Annotated in this window: 18 protein-coding genes; 3 read left to right on the top strand and 15 right to left on the bottom strand. The window is 69.8% G+C overall.

Annotated elements, in window-relative coordinates; all coding sequences use genetic code 11:
- Nucleotides 1–260 precede the first annotated feature (260 nt).
- Complete coding sequence (locus ACCC97_RS21225; protein ID WP_007830412.1) at nucleotides 261–1,127, top strand: oxidoreductase; 867 nt, start codon at nucleotides 261–263, stop codon at nucleotides 1,125–1,127.
- A gap of 9 nt (nucleotides 1,128–1,136) precedes the next feature.
- Here the strand turns inward: ACCC97_RS21225 and ACCC97_RS21220 are convergent, their stop codons facing one another.
- Complete coding sequence (locus ACCC97_RS21220; RefSeq protein WP_007830414.1) at nucleotides 1,137–1,769, bottom strand: ATP-binding cassette domain-containing protein; 633 nt, start codon at nucleotides 1,767–1,769, stop codon at nucleotides 1,137–1,139.
- A gap of 76 nt (nucleotides 1,770–1,845) precedes the next feature.
- Here ACCC97_RS21220 and ACCC97_RS21215 point away from each other — a divergent pair, with 76 nt between their 5' ends.
- Nucleotides 1,846–2,613, top strand: a complete 768-nt coding sequence (locus ACCC97_RS21215; protein ID WP_413334858.1) for a hypothetical protein — start codon at nucleotides 1,846–1,848, stop codon at nucleotides 2,611–2,613.
- A 6-nt stretch (nucleotides 2,614–2,619) separates the two neighbouring features.
- Here the strand turns inward: ACCC97_RS21215 and ACCC97_RS21210 are convergent, their stop codons facing one another.
- From ACCC97_RS21210 to pbpC, 3 genes are all read right to left on the bottom strand, one after another.
- The gene (locus ACCC97_RS21210; RefSeq protein WP_007830416.1) at nucleotides 2,620–3,912 is read right to left on the bottom strand and encodes a CynX/NimT family MFS transporter; all 1,293 of its coding nucleotides are present in this window, start codon (nucleotides 3,910–3,912) and stop codon (nucleotides 2,620–2,622) included.
- Nucleotides 3,909–4,592: a FadR/GntR family transcriptional regulator gene (locus ACCC97_RS21205; protein ID WP_007830417.1), complete on the bottom strand. Its 684-nt coding sequence runs from the start codon at nucleotides 4,590–4,592 to the stop codon at nucleotides 3,909–3,911. The genes ACCC97_RS21210 and ACCC97_RS21205 overlap by 4 nt, the downstream gene beginning before the upstream one ends.
- 143 nt (nucleotides 4,593–4,735) lie before the next feature.
- Complete coding sequence (gene pbpC, locus ACCC97_RS21200; protein WP_413334856.1) at nucleotides 4,736–6,988, bottom strand: penicillin-binding protein 1C; 2,253 nt, start codon at nucleotides 6,986–6,988, stop codon at nucleotides 4,736–4,738.
- Nucleotides 6,989–7,252: 264 nt separating this feature from the next.
- On the opposite strand from pbpC, the gene ACCC97_RS21195 reads away from it, so the two are divergent.
- On the top strand, nucleotides 7,253–7,459 hold the full coding sequence (locus ACCC97_RS21195) for a thrombospondin type 3 repeat-containing protein (RefSeq protein WP_007830422.1): 207 nt from the start codon (nucleotides 7,253–7,255) through the stop codon (nucleotides 7,457–7,459).
- Nucleotides 7,460–7,526: 67 nt separating this feature from the next.
- On the opposite strand, the gene ACCC97_RS21190 is transcribed toward ACCC97_RS21195, so the two are convergent.
- The 11 genes from ACCC97_RS21190 to ACCC97_RS21140 all read right to left on the bottom strand — a co-directional run bounded on the left by ACCC97_RS21190 (nucleotide 7,527) and on the right by ACCC97_RS21140 (nucleotide 20,267).
- Entirely contained in the window at nucleotides 7,527–8,153 is a 627-nt protein-coding gene (locus ACCC97_RS21190; protein ID WP_007830424.1) for a LysE family translocator, read from the bottom strand.
- A 54-nt stretch (nucleotides 8,154–8,207) separates the two neighbouring features.
- A complete protein-coding gene (locus tag ACCC97_RS21185; RefSeq protein ID WP_413334854.1) occupies nucleotides 8,208–8,486 on the bottom strand; it encodes a DUF2277 domain-containing protein in 279 nt (92 codons plus the stop codon).
- Nucleotides 8,487–8,517: 31 nt separating this feature from the next.
- Nucleotides 8,518–9,909: an amidase gene (locus ACCC97_RS21180; protein WP_413334852.1), complete on the bottom strand. Its 1,392-nt coding sequence runs from the start codon at nucleotides 9,907–9,909 to the stop codon at nucleotides 8,518–8,520.
- Nucleotides 9,906–10,643: a DUF2848 domain-containing protein gene (locus ACCC97_RS21175; RefSeq protein WP_413334850.1), complete on the bottom strand. Its 738-nt coding sequence runs from the start codon at nucleotides 10,641–10,643 to the stop codon at nucleotides 9,906–9,908. Before ACCC97_RS21175 ends, ACCC97_RS21180 begins: the two co-directional genes overlap by 4 nt.
- Before the next feature lie 3 nt (nucleotides 10,644–10,646).
- Nucleotides 10,647–11,975 (bottom strand): MFS transporter, encoded by a 1,329-nt coding sequence (locus ACCC97_RS21170; protein ID WP_413334848.1) that lies wholly within the window; start codon nucleotides 11,973–11,975, stop codon nucleotides 10,647–10,649.
- Between the two features lie 53 nt (nucleotides 11,976–12,028).
- Complete coding sequence (locus ACCC97_RS21165; RefSeq protein WP_413334846.1) at nucleotides 12,029–12,715, bottom strand: hypothetical protein; 687 nt, start codon at nucleotides 12,713–12,715, stop codon at nucleotides 12,029–12,031.
- A gap of 144 nt (nucleotides 12,716–12,859) precedes the next feature.
- Nucleotides 12,860–13,777: a LysR family transcriptional regulator gene (locus tag ACCC97_RS21160; RefSeq protein WP_413334844.1), complete on the bottom strand. Its 918-nt coding sequence runs from the start codon at nucleotides 13,775–13,777 to the stop codon at nucleotides 12,860–12,862.
- 102 nt (nucleotides 13,778–13,879) lie between these two features.
- On the bottom strand, nucleotides 13,880–14,248 hold the full coding sequence (locus ACCC97_RS21155; RefSeq protein ID WP_007830431.1) for a nuclear transport factor 2 family protein: 369 nt from the start codon (nucleotides 14,246–14,248) through the stop codon (nucleotides 13,880–13,882).
- A gap of 94 nt (nucleotides 14,249–14,342) precedes the next feature.
- Entirely contained in the window at nucleotides 14,343–17,744 is a 3,402-nt protein-coding gene (locus ACCC97_RS21150; protein ID WP_007830432.1) for an efflux transporter outer membrane subunit, read from the bottom strand.
- The gene (locus tag ACCC97_RS21145; RefSeq protein WP_413334842.1) at nucleotides 17,732–19,045 is read right to left on the bottom strand and encodes a hypothetical protein; all 1,314 of its coding nucleotides are present in this window, start codon (nucleotides 19,043–19,045) and stop codon (nucleotides 17,732–17,734) included. The genes ACCC97_RS21150 and ACCC97_RS21145 overlap by 13 nt, the downstream gene beginning before the upstream one ends.
- A 37-nt stretch (nucleotides 19,046–19,082) precedes the next feature.
- Nucleotides 19,083–20,267, bottom strand: coding sequence for an HlyD family efflux transporter periplasmic adaptor subunit (locus ACCC97_RS21140; protein ID WP_237726054.1), 1,185 nt, complete (start codon nucleotides 20,265–20,267; stop codon nucleotides 19,083–19,085).
- Nucleotides 20,268–20,816 lie beyond the last annotated feature (549 nt).

Raw genomic sequence — 20,816 nt, 5'->3', positions numbered from 1 at the left:
TTTCTCCCCCCGCGGCGCCGCCGCGGGGGGGGGCCGCCGGCGGCGGGCCCGGGGCGGGGGGGGGCGGGCCCCCCCCCCCCCCCCCCCCCCCGCCGGTGCACCGCCAGAACGATGGCGAGATGCGGGAGCAGGTTGCGGTCCATTCATGCATCATATTGCATAGTGCATTCAATTTGACCCATCTAGTCGATGAGTGGCAATGCTGGGACAGTCACGCCATGCCTTCAAGGCAACCCTTCCACCCTCAAGGAGCCAGCCTCATGTCCATCCCCGTCAGCATCTCTTCGCAAACCCGCCAGACCTGGTTCATCACCGGCGCCGCCTCCGGCTTCGGCCACGCCTTCGCCGAGCACGCGCTCGCGCGGGGCCACAACGTGGTCGCCACCGCCCGCGATGCCGGCCGCCTCGCCGACCTCGTGGCGCTGGCGCCCGAACGCGTGCTGGCCACGCCGCTCGACGTGGACGTGGCCGGCGCCGCCGAAGCCGCCGTCGAAGCTGCGGTGGCCCGCTTCGGCCGCATCGACGTGCTGGTCAACAACGCGGGCTACGGCGTGGTCGGCGCGCTCGAGGAAACCTCCGACGCCGATCTGCGCGCGCTGATGAACACCAACTTCTTCGGTGCCATGGCCGTCACGCGTGCCGCGCTGCCGGTGCTGCGTGCGCAGAAGTCGGGCGCCATCGTGAACATATCGAGCCTTGGCGGACAGCTGTCGTTCGCGGGCTTCAGCGCGTATTCGGCCTCCAAGTTCGCGCTGGAAGGCGCCTCGGAAGCGCTGGCGCAGGAGGTCGCTCCCTTCGGCATCAAGGTGCTGATCGTCGAGCCGGGCCAGTTCCGCACCCAGCTCGCGGGCAGCGGCATGCGCCACATGCCGGTGATCGAGGCCTACCAGCCGGTGGTGGGCGCCACGCGCGAGTTCGCGCACAGCATGCACAACACGCAGGCCGGCGATCCGCGCAAGGCCGCGGCGGCCATCGCGAAGGCGCTGGAGGCCCGGCACACGCCGCTGCGGCTGCAACTGGGCGGCGATTCGGTCGACGCGGTGCGGGCCCATGCGCAGGCGATGCTCAAGGAAATGGAAGCCTGGGAAGCCGTGAGCCGCAGCACCGACTTCGACACAGCCGCCTGAAGGCAGGCGTCAGGCCAGCGGCAGTTCGATGGTGGCCGCTAGCGGCACGGTGTCGATGCGCGCCGCGCTGGCCACGATCACCGCTTGCCTGGCCTGCGCCGAGAAGTCCGAGAGCGTGGCCCACAGGCATCGCGTCGAGGGCATGTCCAGGCCGGCCGTCGGCTCGTCGAGCAGGACGAGCGGCCGGCCCGATGCCAGCCCGGCAGCCATCCACACCTTGCGCTTGGAGCCGGTCGAGAGCATGAACATCTTCTTGTCCAGATGCGGGGCCAGCGAGAAGCCGTCGGCGATGGCCTGCCACTTCGCCTCGTCGAAGCCCGCGTCGCCCTCGACGAGCGAAGCCGTGCATTCGCGCGCGCTGAGCTGGTCGAAGCGGTCGGTCAGGGGATCGACGAAGAACACCTGGCGGCGGTACGCCTCCGGCACGGCGTCGAGGCTCGCGCCCGCCAGCGTCAGCCGGCCGGATGCGGGCAGAGTGCCCGCGATCACCTGAAGCAGCGCCGACTTGCCCGAGCCGGTGTCGCCATACAGCAGCGTCACGCCCGGGCCAACGGATGCGTTCCAGTTCGACACCAGCGCGGGCTGATCGGGATAGGCAAACCGCAGCGCATCGATCTGGAGGAGGGGAGAGGATGGGTTCATGGTCGCGCCCGACTTTATCAAGCGACGCGTACGAAACCCGCCCGGCGCCCCCGGGCCATGGCTACCATTCGGCTCCATGAAAAAGCTGCTGCTGCTTACGCTGTCGTTCGCCGTCCCCGTGCTCGCCGCGCCCTCGGCCCAGGTGTTCGACGCCGTGAAAAAACCCGAATCGCTCGATGCGCAATGGCGCGCGCGCCTGTGCGCCCTGCTGCCGCAGCCCTGCGACGTGCAGCAACTCGGCCTGTACCGCCCGCGCGGCGCCGCGCCCGGCGACTACGTGGTGCTGTCGGCCGAGCCGCTGGCCATGGCGCGCATCAAACGCAGCACCGATGCGGCGGGCTGGCAGCTCGACCGCCTCCACGATTTCTCGGGCTACGTGCAGTCCCTGAAGAAAGACAGCGGCGCCGAGCAGCCCGAGGCGCGCCTGTCGCTCGCGCCCGCGCTCTATCCGCTGGCCGAAGGCAAATGGGCCGTGGCAGTGCTGCAGACCGTGTCGGAGATGTACTCCGGCGGCGGCGCCTCGTTCGACACCGCGGACTTCGTGCCGCTGGAAGGCGGCAAGGCGGTGCATGAGGACATTCCGTTCTCGTGCTTCAAGATGATCCGCGCCTGCTTCAGCGAGAAGGAATACAAGACCTCGAAGCACTGCCACGACGAGAGCAACGGCAGTCTGCGCATCGCCTACGGCGAGGCCGCGAAGCCGGGCGCGCCCTACGAGTGGCAGTACACCTGGCTGCAGAGCAAGTGGCCGCAGAACGAGCCGCAGAGCGTCGCGACCACCACGCGCATCCGCTTCACCGCGAAGACCACCGAGCGCGCGGATTTCTGCGGCGGCCCGCAATGAGGCTGTTCAGCGACTGGGCACGGTCGTCGCGCCCACATGCATCGTGCGGCCCGCGCCCAGCCCCGCGGCCACGAGCGCCACGCCCAGCCCGATGAACAGCCACGACGAGGCGCGGAAGCTCCCCGTCCAGCCGTGCAGCAGCCCGGCCACCAGCGGCCCGAAGGCGGCCACCATGTAGCCCACGCCCTGCGCCATACCCGAGAGATGCGCGGCCACGTGCGAATCGGGCGAGCGCAGCACGATCATCGTGAGCGCCAGCGCGAAGGTGCCGCCCTGCGCAATGCCCAGCAGCACGGCCCAGGCCCACACGCCGCCCACACCGCCGAGCGGAGCGAACAGCATCGCCAGCATCGCGCCCACCGTGAGGAGTGCCAGCGCGACCGCCAGGCCGCGCTGGTTGCGCAGCTTCACCGCCAGCGCGGGCACCACGAGGCAGGTCACCACCTGCGTCATGACCGACAGCGACACCACGTAGCCGGCCGTTTCGCTGCCGAGCCCGCGCTCGCGCAATATCGGCGCGAGCCAGCCCATCACGATGTAGGCGAGCGCGGACTGCAGGCCCATGAAGAAAGTGACCTGCCAGGCCAGCCTGTCGCGCCACAGGCCGCGCACCGTGAAGCCCGATTCGCTCGCCACCGGCTTCAGCGGCAGCGCCTGCGGCGCCCAGATCAGCGTGACCAGCGCGGCCGGCAGCGCCCACATCGCGAGCGCCATGGTCCAGCCGCCGCCCAGCGCGTGCTCGATGGGCACCGTCAGGCCCGCGGCGCTGGCCGCGCCGCCGCACACGGCCATGGTGTAGAGGCCCATCATCAGCGCGGCCTGCTTCGCGAAGTCGCGCTTCACGAGGCCCGACAGCAGCACGTTCGACACCGCGATGCCGCTGCCCGCGATGGCCGAGGCGAGGAACAGCAGCGGGATGCTGCCGGTGCCGCGCAGCACCGTGCCGGCCAGGATCAGCACCATGCACGCGAGCAGCGTGCGCTCGGTGCCGAAGCGGCGGCCCAGCCCAGGCGCGAGCGGCGCGAACACACCGAGGCAGACGATCGGCAGCGTGGTCAGCAGGCTCGCGGCCGTGGCCGAGAGCCCGGTGGCCTTGATGATCTCCGGCAGCACCACCGAGAGGCTGGCGAACACCGGGCGCAGGTTGAAGGCGATCAGCACCACGCTGGCGGCGAGCAGGATGCGGCGCGCGAGGGTGGGCGCGGGCGTGGGGCGCGGGGCGGGTTGGCTGTCGACTTCGGCGTCGATCAGCAGGTCGTCGGCCGTGGTGTGGCCTGGGGCGAGCGTAAGCGAGGTCATCGCGTGCCCAGCGCCAGCGCGTTGATCATCGGCGCCATGAAGGCGCGCACCGCCGCGGCGGCCACGTCGGGGTCGCGGCTGGCAATGCCTTCGACGATCGCGCGGTGTGCGGCGTCGTCGGGCTCGGGCAGGTTGGTGCCGCCCATCGAGCTCGCGATCGTCTCCTTGATGTAGCCCGTGATGAAGCGGCAGGTTTCGGCCAGCGCGAGGTTGCCCGATACGTCGACGATGGCGAGGTGAAAGGCGAGGTCGCGCTCGATGAAGCTCGCACCGTTGTCGTTGGCGTCGGGCACGCCGCGCTTGTCGAGCAGGGTGTGGAGGCGGCGCAGGTCGCGCGAGGTGTGGCGCACCGCGGCGAGCCGGGCGGCTTCCACCTCGAGCGCGCGGCGCACTTCGAACTGGTCGCGCAGGCTCGCCAGGCGCAGCTTCTGCAGGCTGGACGAGGGGTCGAAGCCCGAACGAACATAGGTGCCGGAGCCTTGCCGCACTTCGAGCAGCCCGCGCGACACCAGCGTCTTGACCGCCTCGCGCACCGTGCCGCGGCTCACGCCCAGCAATTGCGCGAGCTGAGGCTCGATGGGGATGCGGGAGCCGACGGCCCAGCGGCCGGCAGAGATCTCGGCGCGGATGCTGTCGGCGGCGGTGTCCGCCAGGGAGGTTCGGGGGGCTTGGGCAAGCATCGGGAGGGCCTGGGTCATTCAATGATTGGACGAATTTTGCCGCCAAACAAAGCCCGGACTGTACATGTGGTGGTTGGCCTGGACAGCATCTTTACCAAGCGCCGGCCCTCTCTTCGCGCCCCGAAGCGCGCCGTCCGCGGTCTTTATCGGCGCGCGCTTTTCGTCACCACGCCGGCGCCGCGCACTTCGAGCCGGCGCTGGTCGACCACCTTGCCGCCGGCGTCCACCAGCTCGATCACGTGGCGCCCCGGCCAGGGAAACCACTGCACGCTGTTGCCGCGCTCGAAGGGCTTGCCGTCGATGCGCCACTGCACGCCGCGGCCTTCGGAGTCGAAGCGCACGCGCTGGCGCTGCGGCGGGATGTCGGGGTCGAGCGCGATGATGGTGCCGTCGGCCGGCGCGGTGATGCGCGCCGAGGCGGCGTCGGTCGCCATGCCGGCGTCGAGCGCGAACAGCGTCTGCTCGGTGCCCTGTAGGAACCACTCGCTGCGTGCCGCTTCGAGCGGGTTGCCGTCGGCGCCGTTGCCGAAGCTCACGCGCGCTTCGACGAGGCCGGGCGGCGGCGCGGGCGCGCGGCTGGGCTCGCGCGCGTGCAGGAAGCGCATCACCTCGGCCCACACCGGCGCGGCGCCGCTGGTGCCGCTCACGTCCCACATCGATTCGCCGCTGGCGTTGCCGACCCACACGCCCACCGTGTAGCGCTGCGACCAGCCCACGGCCCAGTTGTCGCGCATGTCCTTGCTGGTGCCGGTCTTCACGGCGGTCCAGAAGCGGGTGGAAAGGATGCTGTCGAGGCCGAAGGTGCGGGTGCGCGCGTTGGGGTCGGAGAGGATGTCGCCGACGATGAAGGCGGCGCGCGGGTCGAGCATCGGCGGCTTCGATCTTTCGGCCGGGACGGGTGGCCGCATGGTCAGCGTCGTCGTGCCGTAGCGCCCGCCGTTGGCCAGCATGCGGTAGGCATTGGTGAGTGACAGCAGCGACACCTCGGCGCTGCCGAGCGCGAGGCTGTAGCCGTAGTAGTCGCCGCTCTCGCGCAGTGGCAGGCCGGCGGCGCGCAGCTCGCGCGCGAAGGCTTCGGGCGACACCATCACCAGCGTGCGCACGGCCGGCACGTTGAGCGAGGCGGCCAGCGCGGTGCGCGCCGACACCGGGCCCTTGAAACGGCGGTCGTAGTTCTGCGGAATGTAGAGGCCGCTGGCGGTGCTGATCTGCGCCGACGAGTCCTCGATCAGCGAGGCCGCGGTGATGCGCCGCTCGGCAATCGCCTGGCCATAGAGCAGCGGCTTGAGCGTGGAGCCGGGCTGCCGCAGCGCGGTCACGCCATCGACCTCGGCCGCCTGGCTCAGCGGGCCGGAGGAGCCGACCCAGGCAAGCACCTCGCCGGTCGTGTTGTCAAGCACGACGAGCGCGCCGTCTTCCACGTGGCGCTCGCGCAGTTCGCGCAGGTGGCGCTGCAGCGTGTCCAGCGCAAAGCGCTGCAGCGCCGCGCGCAGCGTGGTGCGCACACCGGTTTCCTTGCTGTCTTTCTCCCTCCCCCTCTGGGGGAGGGCCGGGGTGGGGGCTGCCACCGCATTCGCATCCCGAATCTCGCGCAGCACGCGCCGAGCCGCATGCGGCGCAATCCCTTCGTTCGTCTCGAAGGCGCGCCGCTGCACCGCTGCGCTCGTGAACATGTCGAGTGCCTCGCAGTCGACCTTCTGCTGCGGCTCCATCGCGCGCAGCACCTCGCAGGCGCGCTGCGCCACCACGGCAGGCTTTGCATTCGGCGCGCGCACCAGCGCCGAGGCCACGGCGGCCTCGCGCGCATCGAGCCCGCTCGGTGCCTTGCCGAACAGCGTGCGCGAGAGCGCGTCGATGCCCACGATCTCGCCGCGGAACGGCACGGTGTTGAGGTAGGCCTCCAGGATCTGGTCCTTGCGCCAGTTGCGCTCCAGCTGCGCGGCCGCCACTGTCTGGCCGATCTTCTGCGTGAAGCTGCGTCCGCCAGAGGCGCGGCGCAGGTCGTCGTCGAGCAGGCCCGATAGCTGCATCGTGATGGTCGAGGCGCCGCGCGTGCGCGTGTTCCACACGTTGGCCCAGGCCGCGGCCGAGACCGCGCGCCAGTCGATGCCGCTGTGTTCGTAGAAGCGCTTGTCCTCGCTCAGCACCATGGCCGTGCGCAGCGCGGGCGACACGTCGGCCAGCGCGGTCCACCGGCCGCGCCGCACGGTGGGATCGGTGCGCACGCGCTGCAGCAACTCGCCGTTGCGGTCGAGCACCTCGGTGTCGGACGAGCGGAAGTCGCGCTTGACTTCTTCGAAGCTCACGAGGGCCCAGGCCGGATGGACGCAGGCCGCCGCCAGCAGGGCTGCGGCGAGGGCCTTGCGGGCGGGAACGAAGAGGGGCGCGGATTGCATCGAAAAGGTCGGTGTCCGGAAGCGTGGGCGCCGACATTCTCTGCGATGCACCACGGGAACGGCGCCTACTCCGCGACGGGCGGCTTGCCGCCTTGCGGGCATGAAGACTTCAGCCCAAAGTTCTCGCCATGTTCCACATCCGGTAACCAACTTCACACAAGCGCTTCACTGGAGAAACCCGATGCGTACCGGCGTGGCCTTCAATGCAGTACCGGCTCGCAGGAGGCGAAGCCCGGTTCCACAAACACTCCAAGGAGAACTCACATGACGAAGACATTGGCGATCCTGCTGGCCGCGTCGGCCATCCTGGCCGGCTGCGTGGTCGCGCCTTACGACCGCCCGCCGCCGCGCGGCCACTACTACGGCGACCGCGACCGCGACGGCGTGCCTAACCGCTACGACAGGGACCGCGACAACGACGGCGTGCCCAATCGCTACGACCGCGCCCCGAACAATCCGTACCGCTACTGACTGCCGCAGGCAAAGGCCGCGAAGGCATGGCGCTTCGCGGCCTTTTTCATGAGCACGCGCGGGCCGCTCAGCCCGGCCGGCGCGCCATCAGCGCCCAGATGCCGGCCGCGCCCAGCAGCGAGCCACCCGCGAAGTTGAAGCGCCGCTGCGCGCGCGGCGATGACAGCAGCCTGCGCGCCGAGCCCGCGAACACCGCATAGAGCGTGGCATTGGTCGCTGCCATCACGACGAAGGTGACGGCCAGCACCCACAACTGGTACGTGACATTGGCCGCCGGGCTGATGAACTGCGGCAGGAAGGCCACGAAGAACACGATGCCCTTCGGGTTCAGCGCCGTCACCAGGTAGGTGTTGGCGAACAGGCGCAGCCGCGAGGCGGGCGCGGCCGGCGCGGCGATTTCGGTGGACGAGATGCCCGCGCGCAGCAGCTTGATGCCGAGGTACAGCAGGTACAGCCCGCCCACCCACTTGACTACCGTGAACCAGAAGGCCGAGGTGGCCAGCAGCGCACCCAGCCCCAGCAGCGACACCACCAGAGCGGTCGAGTCGCCGAGCGCCACGGCCGCCACCAGCGGCACGTTGGCACGGCGCCCGTGCGACATCGAATAGCTGATGACAGTGAGGATGGTCGGCCCCGGAATGACCAGCATGACGGCGGAGGCCGCGACGAAAGCGAGCCAGAGTTCGATAGGCATGGGTTGTGTTCCTGTGTGGCTGTTGGTTGGATGGAGGCTGTCGCTTGTCTTCTATCATGCAGGGCTGTTGCCGAAGCGCAGGGCCGCGCGGGCCTTGGCGCGTTCGGCCTCGACGCCCCGGTCGCGCGGCTCGGCCGTGGTGACCAGCGATTCGATCAGCCGAGCCGCGGTGGCGGCCAATTCATCGACCGCGCGCCCGAAGGCTTCCTCATTGGCCTTGGACGGCACGCTGAAGCCGCTGAGCTTGCGCACGAATTGCAGCGCCGCGGCACGAATTTCCTGCTCGGTGGCGGGCGGCTCGAAGTTGTAGAGGGTCTTGATGCTGCGGCACATGGGTGCTCTCCATTCGACGACGCCATCCAGTCTAGCGAAGGAGGGCCATGGCGTGAGAGTCGTAGTAGATGCCATCGATGTGGCGCAGCACGGGCTCGGCAGCCAGTGCCACCGCCGCCAGCCGCGCATCGTCGCCGTGCACCGACGCCAGCATCAGCCCCACCGGCAGTTCGCCCGGCGCATGGCATGGCAGGCTGAAGGCGCAGCCGTCTAGCAGGTTGATCGCGAAGGTGTTGCGCAGCAGCAGGCCGTTGGCCTTGAAGAAGGCCGCGTCTTCCGCCAGCGCATCGATGGGCGGCGCGACGATGGGCACGGTCGGGCACACCAGTGCGTCGAAGCCTTCGATGGCGCGCTCGACGCGGCCGATCCAGTCGCGCCGGCGGTCCTGCATGGCGATGTAGTCGGCGGCGCGCACCTCGGTGCCGAGCGCGATGCGGGCGGCCACGCGCGCGTCGAAGCCGTCGCGCCTGGCGGCGAAGCGCTCGCGGTGCACGGCGGCGGCTTCCACCGGCGAGAAGCCGCCGGGCGCGTTGACGGTCGCGATCTCGGCGAGTTCGGCCAGCGTGATGTCCACGACCTGCGCGCCCGCCGCCGAGAGCGCCTGCAGCGCGCGGTCGAAGGCGCGCGCCACCGCGGGCTCGATGTCGTCGAACATCAGCGTGCGCGGAACGGCCAGGCGCATGCCCTGCAGCGGACGGCGGCGCACCGCGAGCGGCGCGTCGGCAATGGCGGCATCGGCGATCAGGCAGTCTTCCACGCTGCGTGCCATGGCGCACACCGTGTCGAGCGAGCGCGCGAGCTCGAAGGCGCCCGTGCGCGGCACGCGCGACTGCGTGCTCTTGAAGCCGACCAGGCCGCACAGCGCGGCGGGGATGCGGATCGAGCCGCCCGTGTCCGAGCCCAGCCCGGCCACCGCGAGCCCGAGCGCCACCGACACTGCAGCGCCGGACGACGAACCGCCCGGAATGCGCGGCGTCTGTGCATCGGCCGGGTTGCGCGGCGTGCCGTAGTGCGGGTTGATGCCCACGCCGGAAAACGCGAACTCCGTCATGTTGGTCTTGCCGACGATGGCCGCACCCTGTGCGCGCAGCCGCGCCACGGCGGTCGCGTCGTGCGCCGCCGGCGCTTCGCCCCCGCAGACGGCGGAGCCCGCCATGGTGGTTTCGCCGGCCACGTCGTACAGGTCTTTCACCGACACCGGCAGCCCGGCGAGCGGGGCGGTCTCGACGCCGGCCTTGCGCGCCGCATCGGCATGGCGCGCGGCGGCGCGGGCTGCGTCGGCGTAAAGGCGCGTGAAGACATGCTGTGCAGCAGGCTGTTCAGCCGCTTCGAGCACCTCGTCGATCAGCGCCTCGTGCGACAGCTCGCCGCGCGCGATGCGCTTGCGCAGCGCCGTGATGGTGTTGCCGTTCTTCATCGTCATGCCACCACCGGCAGTGCTTCCACCGCATAGCGATGCACGATGCGGCGCTGCAGCTTCGGGTCGTGCAGCTCTATTTCCATCTGCGTCGCGGGCCGGATGCCTTCGCCCTTGGCGTTGGGCAGCGCGCCCAGTGTGCCGCAGGTCATGAAGAGGCCCTCGGGAACCGCATCGGCACCGGGCATGCCGTCGCGCAGGCCCGCCAGCGGTCGGATCGATGCAAGCGTGCCGCGCTGGTAGTCGACCCAACGGCCGTCCTCCAGGATGCGCGAGCGCAGCTCCAGCGTGTCCTGGTGCGCCTGCACGTCGCGCCAGCGCCAGGCGGTCTCGGCCACGGGCTTGGCGCACATCTGCTTCGACACCGCCACCGAGTAGCTCTCGACCTGCCGGTCGGTGTGGTCCGAGGCCACGCTCAGCCACCACTCGCCCTGCGAGAAGAAGAGCACCGGCTCGGCCTCGCCGGAACTCTGGTCGCCCAGCGCCTCGATGGCGGGCGATTGCGTCAACAGCTGGGCGGCCACCCGGTAGTACAGCGGCACGCTCGAAGGGCGCGGCACGCCGAGCGCGGCCAGCTCTTCGATGTGGTGCTCGATGGCAGCGATGTCGCGCCCGGTCCAGCCCGCGACCACCAGCGCGCGCGGCGCGACGAGGTGCAAGGCGGTGGAGCGCGTGCCGTCGTCGGCGATGCTCTCGCAGGCGAAGCGCAGGCGGGAATTCGTGTTGCTCGTCGTCGTCATCGATCAGCTCTCCAGCGGGCGCTTGGCGGTTTCGCGCGCCACCACCAGGGCGATCAGCGTCACGCACAGTGCGGCCACCACGTAGAACGACACGGCCACCGTGCTGCCCCAGGACTTGAACAGGCTCGCGATGATCAGCGGCGCGAAGCCGCCGCCCACGATGCCCGCCAGCGTGTAGGCCAGCGAGGCGCCCGCGTAGCGCACGCGGCCGGGGAACTGTTCGGTCACGAAGGCGGCCTGCGGGCCGTACATCATCGCGTGGATCAGCAGGCCCACCACCACCGCCGCGCAGATCGCGACCGGGTGCGCGCTGTCCATCAGCACGAAGAACACGAAGGCCCAGACCATGCCCAGCAGCGCGCCGGCGATGTAGACCGGGCGGCGGCCGATGCGGTCGGAGAGACTTCCGAACCACGGCACCGCGATCGCGTTGCAGGCGGCGCCGATCATCGTGGCGGTGAGCGCCAGCGGGCGTGACAGATGCAGCACCGTCGTCACGTAGGTCAGCGTGAACACCACCACCAGCGCATACAGCACGTCGGAGCCGATGCGCGAGCCGCCGGCCACCAGCAGGCGGCGCCAGTGCTGCGTGAGCACTTCCTTGATGGGCGTCTTGGCGGTGGCCTTCTTCTCTTCCATCTCGCGGAAGACGGGCGTCTCGTCCACGCCCCGGCGCAGCCACAGGCCGAACAGCACCAGCGCGACGCTGGAGATGAAGGGAATGCGCCAGCCCCAGCTCTGGAAGTCCTCAGGGCTCAGCCAGGCCGACACGATGGCGATGAAGCCGGTGCCGATCAGCGTGCCGCACGAGGGCCCCACCTGCGTGAACGAGGCATTGCGGCCGCGCTCGTCGGGCTTGCCGTGCTCCATCGACAGCAGCACCGCGCCGGCCCATTCGCCGCCGAGCGCCACGCCCTGCACGAAGCGCAGCGCCACCAGCGCGACGGGTGCCCAGATGCCCCAGTTCGCATAGGTGGGCAGCAGGCCCATCAGGCCGGTGGACACGCCCATGATGACCAGCGTGGCCACCAGCACGAAGCGCCGGCCCAGCCGGTCGCCGAGGTGGCCGAACACCACGCCGCCCAGCGGGCGCGAGATGTAGCCGACCGCGTAGGTCGAGAACGCGAGGATGGTGCCGGTGAGCGGGTCGAACGAGGGGAAGAACACCGCGTTGAAGACCAGCGCCGCCATGATGTTGTAGACGGTGAAGTCGTACCACTCCAGCGTGGTGCCGATGGAGCTGGCCATGGCCAGCCGGCCCATCTTCGCGGAGGCCGGCGCGGCCTGCCCGGGTGCCACGGAAGCCGCGGCGGGAAGAACATGTTCGGTCATTGGATGCCTTTGTTCGGTGAGGGGGGATGTGTGGGGGACAGAGGTCTGCTGTTTCAGGCCAGCTCGGCCGCGGTCAGCTTCCAGCCGAGCGCGAGCAGCCAGCCGCTGGCGGGATCGGCGTCGAATGCGGCGGCGGCCGTGGCGCGCGCGGCGCGGGCCGCGCCTTCGCTGCTGGTTTCGATCACCAGCAGCGGCTGAAGGACGCGGCCTTCGGTGGATTCGCGCGGCAGCGGCGTGCTGAGCGCAGCGTCGGGCACGAGCAGGTACGACTGCACGAAGCCTGCCTGCTCCTTCTTCAGCTGCGCGCTGGTGCTGGCGGCGGCTGCCACCTGGGCTTCGGCATCGGCGGCGGGCGCCAGGGGGAGCACGGCCACGTGGCTGCCGCTGCCGAAGCCGGTGACGGCACGCACGGCGCACACGCGGCGCATCGGCTGGCGCATGCGATCGAGGTTGGAGACCGACCACGGCGTCTGCTTCTCGAATGCGGCGCGGTAGCCGGGCGAGCCGAACACCGCCAGCGACTCGGTGCGGTACAGCCCCAGGTACTTGCGGCCGCCTTCGAGCGAGAAGTAGCGCGCGCCCGAGAGAAAGCCGGGAATGCGCACGCGCTCTTCCACATGCTCCAGGTCGTACCAGCGGTTGAAGTCGGCCTCGTCGGCGGGCTCGACGTCGGAGGCGACGAACAGCAGGCCGTTCACTGCTGCTGCTGTTGCGGAAGAAAGGGAGTCAGGGGGGGTCATGACGGCGAAAGAGGAGCGGGCCTTCGAAAAAATGAAGGCGCGATCTTCCGCCGCGTGGTCGGGCTGTCACAAACGAGTTTTTCTGGGCGACAGCCACAAGAATTACTGGCCCCTTTTCGGGGCCGAAATGCGCCATTTCGAGGGTTAATCCTCTGTGGTCGCGCTCCAGGTTGGTGCGACAGCCGAGGTGGTGAACTGGTCGGAGGCCCGGCAGGCCAGCTCGGCCACGAGCCGGATGGCGTCGGAGTCGGCGGCTTCCAGGTGGCTCACCACGATGCGCTGGGGCGAGATGAGCGCATCGCACTCGATGATCTTCACGTCGCCGATGGCCACGTATTCGTAGCAGGGCGGCAGCGGCACCAGCGCGTTGCCGAAGCCCGCCTTCACCAGCCGCGCCAGCGCCGAGATCGAGCTCACGCAGTGCACCTTGCCCAGCGGAATGCCCGCCGCGCGGAACAGGTTCTTCAACGCCTCGTGCGGCTGCGAGCCGGGGCTCATCGTGAGCACGGGCTGGCGCAGGAGCTGCTCGACCGTCTGCACCGGCTCGGCGCCGGGCGCGCCCACCCAGCCCATGGGCATCGGCAGGCAGGGCGTGCTCACGATGCCCGCGCCGGCGATGTGGTCGGTCTGCAGCGCGATGTCGAGCGCGCCCTCGCGCAGGCCGCGATGCAGCGCCAGAGTGGTCTCGGAGGTGAGCTGCACCTCGATGCCCGGATAGGTGGAGCGCAGGTTGGTGAGAAAGCCCAGCAGCCAGGTGTGGACCACGGTCTCGATGGCGCCGATGCGCACCAGCCCGAGGATGTCTTCCCGCGGCCGGCCGAGCGAGACGATCTCGCGCCGCAGCTCCAGCAGGCGCTCGCCGTAGTCCATCAGCCGCACGCCCACGGGCGTGAGCCGCAGTTCGCGCGCGTCGCGTTCGAACAGGCGCGCGCCGATGTCTTCTTCGAGGGAGGCGACGCGGTTGGACACCGCCGCTTGCGTGATGTGGAGCCGGTCGCTCGCCGCGCGGAAGCTGCCGAGCCGGGCGGCCCAGAGGAAGGCTTCTACAAATCTTGTGTTCATGAGGGCACCTGCGGGGCATTCTGCCCGCATCGCGCCCACAGGAGAACTTGCTTCCTACTTGTGCCTGCGTGTGGAAGGCTGCCGGCGCGGCGCCATCGGCGCTTATTCGCCGGTGTCGTAGAAGAACTCTTCCCGCACGATCTTCCCGTCCCTGACGGTGTAGAGCGCCATTTCTTCCATCGTGAAGCGGTGGCCATTGGACTTCATGGTCACGTCGAAGCGGAAGCCGACAATGAAGCGGTCGCCATGCGGCCATGGGCCTGCGACCTGCGCGGAATGCACCTCGTGGTTGGCGACCCACCAATCGCCCTTGGCCTTGATGGCCGCAAGGCCGGCCGCTTCGCGCGCCTGGCCGGGCGGCGCACCGGCCTCGACGCTCACGGCCTCGGGTGCGTAGAGCACCTTGGCATCCTCGTATTTACCTTCCTTGCACAGCGCCACGAGCTTGTTGGCGATCTCCAGGGTGTCCATGCGTTTCTCCTGCACTGATCGAGGCGCGAGTGTAGGCCGGTGCGCCTGCCGAAGCTACATGCGTGTGTGTGTCTTCAGCAGGGGCCGGCTCGCTTCAGGTGCTGCTCCACCCCCCACCCAGGGCCTTGTAGAGGTTGACCATGTTCACGGCTTCCTTGAGCTGCAGCTCGATCAGCTGCTGCTGCTCGGAATAGAGCTCGCGCTGCGCATCCTGGCTGGAGAAGTAGTCTTCCAGGCCGCTGCGAAAGCGCGTGCGCGAGATGCGGGCCACGTTTTCCAGCGCCTGCACGCGGGACTGCTGCGCCTGCAGCTGCGGGCGCAGGTGGTCGCTGGCGATCAGCGCATTGGCGGTTTCGCGGAAGGCCACTTGCGCGGCGGATTCGTACGAGGCCATCGCTGCCGCAAGCCGCTCTTCGCTGCCCGTGATGTTGGCCGAGCGGCGTCCCCAGTCGAACAGAGGCAGCGACACGCCGAGCACGCCGGCCCAGCTCCGGCTGCCGCTGCTCAGCAGCGTCGACAGCTCGCCGCTGACGCCGCCGGCGAGGGCCGTCAGCGAGATGGTCGGCAGCATGGCCGCCTTGGCCGCGCCGACGCCCGAGTTCGCAGCCTCGACGCGGGCATAGGCCGCGAGAAGGTCGGGCCGGCGCTGCAGCAGGCTGGACGGCAGGCCCGCCGCCACGGATTCCGTCGACTGTTCGGGCCAGGGGCGCGCGGCGCCGGTGTCCGGCGACACGGGCTGGCCCACCAGCACGTTGAGCCCCTGCAGGTCCTGGGCAACGCGCATGCGGTATTCCTCCTGCCGCACGCGGGCGTTCTGCAGCAGCGACTGCGCGCGGAAGACGTCCAGCTGCGCCGCACCGCCCGCGGCCTTGGCGCGGCCGATCATGTCGGCGTTGGAAGACAGCGAGGCCTCGTTGGCACTGGCCAGGGCGAGCTGGGCGCGGTCGGCGCGCAGCGTGAGATACGCATTGGTCACTTCGCCTACGAGGCTCATGCGGGCTGCGGCGTAGTCCTTGTCGCCGGCCTCGGCGAGGGAGCCGCTTTGCTGGGCGGTGCTCTGCTGGCGGCCGAAGAAGTCGAGCTCGTACGACGTGACGCCGGCCTGCACGTCGAAGCTGTTCGAGATCCGCCCGTCGGACGGCACGTTCCCCACCGGGCTGAGCGAACCCTGTGTCGTGGTCTGGGCGCGCTGTGCATGGCTCGACAGCCCGATCTGCGGGAACAGCGAGGCACGGCTGCCCGCGTAGGCCGCGCGGGCTTCGCGCGCACGGGCCGCATAGACGCGCAGGTCGCGGTTCTGGTTCAGGGCAGTGGCGATCAGGCCGCGCAGTTCATCGTCCCGCACGAAGCTGCGCCAGTCCGCGGGCTCCGATGCCGGCACCGCTTGGCCGGCGGGCCAGCTGGAAGGCACCGCCAGGTCGGGCTGCTTGAGCGGCGGCGTGAGGTTGCAGCCGCTCACCACCAGCAGGAGGCCGGCCGCCAGGACGAGCAGCGACAGCCGCAGGAACAGGCGCACGAAGCCGGCGCCAGGCGCACGGAACCCCGCACTCGCGAGCAGCGCCGAAGCCGCCCCCCACGGGCGCACCTGCACCGCGACGTGGCTCGGCAGCACGTTGAAGACATGGCTCACCAGTTGCTCGCGCTGCGTCTCGGTGCCGGCGAAGCGCAGCTCCGCGCTGGTGCGCCTGCGACCGGCGACGAGCGCGGGCAGCCAGCCCACCGCATCGACGTAGACCTCCAGGGCCTGCCCCACGCGCAAGCGTTTCAGCAGGGCGCCGCCTTCGAGCAGCGCCCCGTCCACGGCGATATTGACGAAGCGCGAATCGCCTTCGCCCGTCGCCGTGCGGACCCGCGTCGCGGCGCGCCAGGGGAAGCGCTCTTCCTGGTCGGGCCGCGGCAGGTCGACGCAGGCGATGAGCGCGCCAAGGCACAGGATGAGCGCGATGCCGGTCCACACCAGATTGAGCTGGTCGCCCGGCGTGAGCGCAGCGCCGCTCATGACGGCCGATGCACCGCCGCCCTGCAGTGCGACGAGCAGCCCGCCGAACACGGCGACCAGCTTCCAGTGCACCACTGTCTTGGAGCGGTCCAGGCCCTTGGCGGTCACCTTGAAGGGGTGGCCGAAGGGCTTCAGCATCGCGGCGAGCAGCGTGCTGGTGACGGCCATCGCCGCCACGAGCTGGCTCACCTCGCTGAACACGGGCAGGCAGCGCCGCTGGCTGATCCAGTAGCTGTAGGCCCAGAACATCACGAGCGGCGGCAACCCGTAGGTTGCGAAGGCTTGCGGCGTCGCGTGGAAGACCGAGACGCCGGCATACCAGTACAACGCCGGCGCCACCATGATCATCGCCATGAACGGCTTGCCCAGCCAGTGCAGGAGTCCGTGCAGGAAATGCAGCCGCGCCGACAGGCTGTAGCCCTTGCCGCGCAAGGGTCCCTGGGGCAGCAGCGCAAGCTGCACCGTGCCGAGGCACCAGCGGCTGCGCTGGTTGATGTAGTCGACGATGCTCTCGGCCGACAGGCCGTGCGAAAGCCGTTCGCCCAGCCAGCGCGTGATGTGGCCATGGCGCAGCAGCAGGTAGGTGGTGTGGATGTCCTCGCAGACGCTGCCGACGGGGAAGCCGCCCGCGGCCGTGATCAGGTCGCGTCGCACGATGAACGAAGTGCCCACGCAGAAGGCCGAGTCCACGGCATCCTTCGCGGGCTGCAGCACGTCGAAGAACACGCGCTGCTCGTCGACCCAGCTGTTGGTGGCGCGCAGGTTGTGCTGGATAGGGTCGGCGTTGTAGTAGAACTGCGGCGTCTGCACCAGGCCCACCTTGGGATCGTCGAACAGGCCCAGCATGCGGTAGGCGATCTGGCGCTGCGGCGCGAAGTCCGCGTCGAGCACCAGGATGAAAGGCGCGTTGGTCACCTCCGCCGACAGGCGCAGGCCGTTGTTGAGGTTGCCGGCCTTGGCGTGGCTGTTGTCGGGCCGCCGCGCGTAGTGCACGCCCCGGCGCTCGCAGTAGTCGCGCAGCCAGTCGCGGCGGGTGTCGTCCAGCACCCAGACCTTCAGTTGCGGGTAGTCGATGGCCTGGGCGGCGATGATGGTTTTCTCGAGCACGTCCAGCTCCTCGTTGTACGTGCAGATGAACACGTCCAGTGCCGGCACCTGCTCGCCGCGTCCGCGCAGCGCGGCCTCGCCGCGATCGGCCAGCCCGTGGTTGTCGCGCCGCCGCAGCAGCATGTGGATGGACATCAGCGTGTAGACGATGGCCGTCAGCTCGAAGACCAGGAAGACCCAGGCGAACAGGGTCTCGAAGCCGAGGTCCGAGGGCGGCATGGTCGCCACCACGCGCCAGACGGCGTAGCGCATCAGCAGCAGGGCGGTGAGTGCCCCGAACAACGCGCGGTGGCCGATGCGCTCGACGCGGCCCCACGTCATCAGGAGAAGCGCGAGCCCCGCCACGAGGGCATTGAGCTGGAACTCCGGCGTGGCGATCAGGTGGGACATGATGGATTGGCTCCGGTTGCGGCGGTCTTGCCGGTGAATGGGTTGAAGCCGGTGGCGGCCAATGCGATCCACGCAGTGGCGCCCAGGTGCGGCCAGTGGTAGTAGAAGAAGTCGGCGCCCGCCGAGTCGGGCCCGATGGCCAGCCCGGTGGAGATGCGGGGAGCGGGGGTGGCGTAGTACAGGCCGTTGTCGGCGCGTTGCGACGCCAGCAGGCGCCACAGCGCTTCGGGCGCCGCGCCCTTGCGGGCCACCAGCGTGGCGGCGACCTGCGCGCTGCCTTCGGTCCAGATGCCGTCGGGGCTGCGCGAGAAGCCGTAGCCTTCGCCGAAGCGATGGTTCTTCTCCACCCATTCGAGCCCCCGCATCCAGCCGCAGGAACGGTCGGTAGCCGCCAGCAGCGGCCAGAGCTGGGCATCGAGCCCGGAGCCTTCGGTGGCGATGGTGGCGCCGTCTTCCTTGGTGCCGATGTTGAAGCGCTGCTCGGACGGGTTCCACATGCGGGTCACGAAATCGAGCGCGGTGCGCGCCTGCTGGGTCTCGGCCTCGCCTTGCCCGCCGGCGCGCGCCGCCCACGCAGCGACCACCGCGATATCGATGTTGTGCTCGGTCGACTTCCAGGTCTGGGGGCGCTGCTTGTTGTCCCAGCCGTACCAGCCGCCGTTGTAGCCGTCGGGGGCGTTCCGGGCGCGCGTGCGCTGCTCGATCCAGCCGAGCAGTTTTCGCGCGCTCGCCAGATAGGCTGGCGACGGTTCGGCCTGGTTCAGGTTCAACAGCAGCAGTGCGGCCCATGCCACGTTGCCCGTCGCGGTGCTCACCTGGTAGGCGTCGGCGATCCATTGCTTTTTGCCCGCATCCCAGTAGCCCGGCAGCGCGGCCTTGTCCTCCGTCATCGGCCCGGCGCGATAGGCGTTGCGCACGCGCCCGTCGGCCACGTTCGGGTCGCGCTCGAGCGCGCGGACGATCGCGTCGCCGATGCGCCTGGCCGAGCCCGCGTCGCCGCATGCCAGCAGCGCGATGCCGGCCAGTGCGTTGTCGTAGGTGAAGGCTGCGCCCGCCAGCGCGGGTTCCAGCGGTGGCGTGCCCTGGCCGCCTGCGGCGAGCCTGTAGCTGGCAAGGAAGAGGGGGCCGGACGCAGCGCCCTTCTGGTCTTGCGCCACCGCCCGTCGCAAACCCTCACAGCTTTGCTGTGCGAGCCGCTGCTGCGTGGCACCGGGTTGCTCGGCGAGCGCCGGCGGCGAGGCCAGCGCCGCCAGGGCGGCCGCGCAATGCGCCAGGGCCAGGCCGCGGGGGGAAAAACGCATGCTTGTCTTTCGATGCAGGGCAGTTCATTGCCTGTACTCAGGACCTGAGGCTGGCCGAGACCACCTTGCCGGGCGCGCACAGGTTGCTCTCGCCGGCGGACTGCGCCTTCGGCGGCTCGTTGCTGTCGATGCGCGCCACGGCGTAGATGGAACCCTGCTCGGCAAAGGGGAAGGGCACGCTGTAGGTGCTCTGCAGCGCGTCCGATGCCACCGGCAGCAATTGCTCCACGCGCGCCGGCACCGATGCGACGGCCTGGCCGACCTTCACGTCAAGCACCGAACCGATGCTCAGCCGCTTGGCCAGCCGGGCCGGAAACACCGCCACCACGCCCAGCCGGCTGCAATCGGTGACGCGCACCAGCGACTGTCCCGCCGTGACGTACGCGCCTTCGGGCGCCAGCACGGTGTGGACCTGCCCCGGCTGGGTGGCCTTGATCTCGTAGGAGGACAGTTTCTCCACCCGCTGGCGCTCCTCTTCCTCGAGCGCCGCCACCTGCTTGAGTTGCTGGAGGATGGCGGTGCCGTCCTGCCGGGCACGGTCGACACTGTTGCGCAGCACGCCGCGCCGGCTCTCCAGCGTCTGGAACAGGCTGTTGCCGCCTGTTCCCACGAAGGCGCCCTGTCCGGCGCTCGCCACCGTCTGGGCCTGCCCGGCGAAGGCCTGTGCCGCCACCGCGGCGTTGGCACGCGCCGTGTTCAGCTGGGCCTCGGACGCGTTCATCACCTGCTCGCTGATCGCCCCCTGTTCCAGCAGCGCCTGGTTGGTGCGGACCTTGTTCTCCTGCTCCTCCACGACGCTCTGCGCCACGTCGCGCTGGCGCTGGGCGATCTGCCAGGCCTCCCAGGCCTGGGCCAGCGAGGCCTCGCGATGGACATTGGCCTCATGGCCGACGAACTTCATTTCCTGGCTGTCGGCCTTGAACTGGTTGCCGAGCTGCGCAAGCTGGCTCTGCAGCGCGAGGTGCTGCGATCTCAGGGTGGTCAGTAATTCCTGGCTGACGGTCGGATTGCGTACCGTGGCCACGACGGTGCCGGCTTCGACCGCATCGCGCGTGTGGACCACCATCCGGGTGACCACGCCGTTGATCGGCGAGGTGATCAGCCCTACCGGCGCCTGCAACACGGCCCGGGTGGCCTGCGAGGACAGCAGCGGCTGGATCAGCGTCTCGACCATCAGCCACAGCACGAACGCGAGCAGCCCGTAGCCCGCGAGCTTGGGCACGAAAGCGCCCCGCTGCCGGTGGCGGCCGGACGAGCCGGAAGGTCGGCGTGCCGAGGCGCGGGCATTGCGCCTTAGGGCGCGGGAAGGACGGAACGAACCGGTTTTCGAGACATGCATACCAACCTCTCGTGGCGACGGCGCACGCCGGAACGTCGGCGTACATCCATGGGATTGAAGAGACTGCCCGCGGCCCTCACGTGGCATGCTGCAGTGCAATATAAAGGTAGGGCAAAACCCGGATTTGGGCTGCTTCGAGGCGAAACAAAGTGTGCAAACTTCACATTTCAACCACAGCGCGAGTCAGGCCAAAGTCCTACAAAGGCGTCGGATTGCGCGCCGTTGACGATCAAAAGGCGCACAGGCATGCCGGCCGAGGCGGGGCCGGGCTTCTCAAGGGAATGCGCGGGGTGGCGGCGCCTAAAGACGCCGATGGGCGGCCCTTGCTCTTCCGCCATGCGGGATGGCGGGAGGCGAACCGGCGGGGTATTCAGTAACGATGCTGACCGCGGCCGCACAACCTGGCCAGGTTGCGCCGCTCGCCGATCCCCC

Source organism: Variovorax sp. Varisp85, assembly GCF_047304045.1.
Classification (GTDB): domain Bacteria; phylum Pseudomonadota; class Gammaproteobacteria; order Burkholderiales; family Burkholderiaceae_C; genus Variovorax.
This window is presented reverse-complemented; position numbering and strand designations above follow the sequence as displayed.

Coding starts and splice junctions, on each gene's coding strand:
- ACCC97_RS21190 (WP_007830424.1), bottom strand. CDS start 8,153: ATGCCTATCGAACTCTGGCTCGCTTTCGTCGCGGCCTCCGCCGTCATG.
- ACCC97_RS21210 (WP_007830416.1), bottom strand. CDS start 3,912: ATGACCTCGCTTACGCTCGCCCCAGGCCACACCACGGCCGACGACCTG.
- ACCC97_RS21150 (WP_007830432.1), bottom strand. CDS start 17,744: ATGTCCCACCTGATCGCCACGCCGGAGTTCCAGCTCAATGCCCTCGTG.
- ACCC97_RS21170 (WP_413334848.1), bottom strand. CDS start 11,975: ATGACCGAACATGTTCTTCCCGCCGCGGCTTCCGTGGCACCCGGGCAG.
- ACCC97_RS21205 (WP_007830417.1), bottom strand. CDS start 4,592: ATGCTTGCCCAAGCCCCCCGAACCTCCCTGGCGGACACCGCCGCCGAC.
- ACCC97_RS21215 (WP_413334858.1), top strand. CDS start 1,846: ATGAAAAAGCTGCTGCTGCTTACGCTGTCGTTCGCCGTCCCCGTGCTC.
- ACCC97_RS21165 (WP_413334846.1), bottom strand. CDS start 12,715: ATGACCCCCCCTGACTCCCTTTCTTCCGCAACAGCAGCAGCAGTGAAC.
- pbpC (WP_413334856.1), bottom strand. CDS start 6,988: ATGCAATCCGCGCCCCTCTTCGTTCCCGCCCGCAAGGCCCTCGCCGCA.
- ACCC97_RS21160 (WP_413334844.1), bottom strand. CDS start 13,777: ATGAACACAAGATTTGTAGAAGCCTTCCTCTGGGCCGCCCGGCTCGGC.
- ACCC97_RS21145 (WP_413334842.1), bottom strand. CDS start 19,045: ATGCGTTTTTCCCCCCGCGGCCTGGCCCTGGCGCATTGCGCGGCCGCC.
- ACCC97_RS21220 (WP_007830414.1), bottom strand. CDS start 1,769: ATGAACCCATCCTCTCCCCTCCTCCAGATCGATGCGCTGCGGTTTGCC.
- ACCC97_RS21155 (WP_007830431.1), bottom strand. CDS start 14,248: ATGGACACCCTGGAGATCGCCAACAAGCTCGTGGCGCTGTGCAAGGAA.
- ACCC97_RS21175 (WP_413334850.1), bottom strand. CDS start 10,643: ATGACGACGACGAGCAACACGAATTCCCGCCTGCGCTTCGCCTGCGAG.
- ACCC97_RS21185 (WP_413334854.1), bottom strand. CDS start 8,486: ATGTGCCGCAGCATCAAGACCCTCTACAACTTCGAGCCGCCCGCCACC.
- ACCC97_RS21180 (WP_413334852.1), bottom strand. CDS start 9,909: ATGACGATGAAGAACGGCAACACCATCACGGCGCTGCGCAAGCGCATC.
- ACCC97_RS21225 (WP_007830412.1), top strand. CDS start 261: ATGTCCATCCCCGTCAGCATCTCTTCGCAAACCCGCCAGACCTGGTTC.
- ACCC97_RS21195 (WP_007830422.1), top strand. CDS start 7,253: ATGACGAAGACATTGGCGATCCTGCTGGCCGCGTCGGCCATCCTGGCC.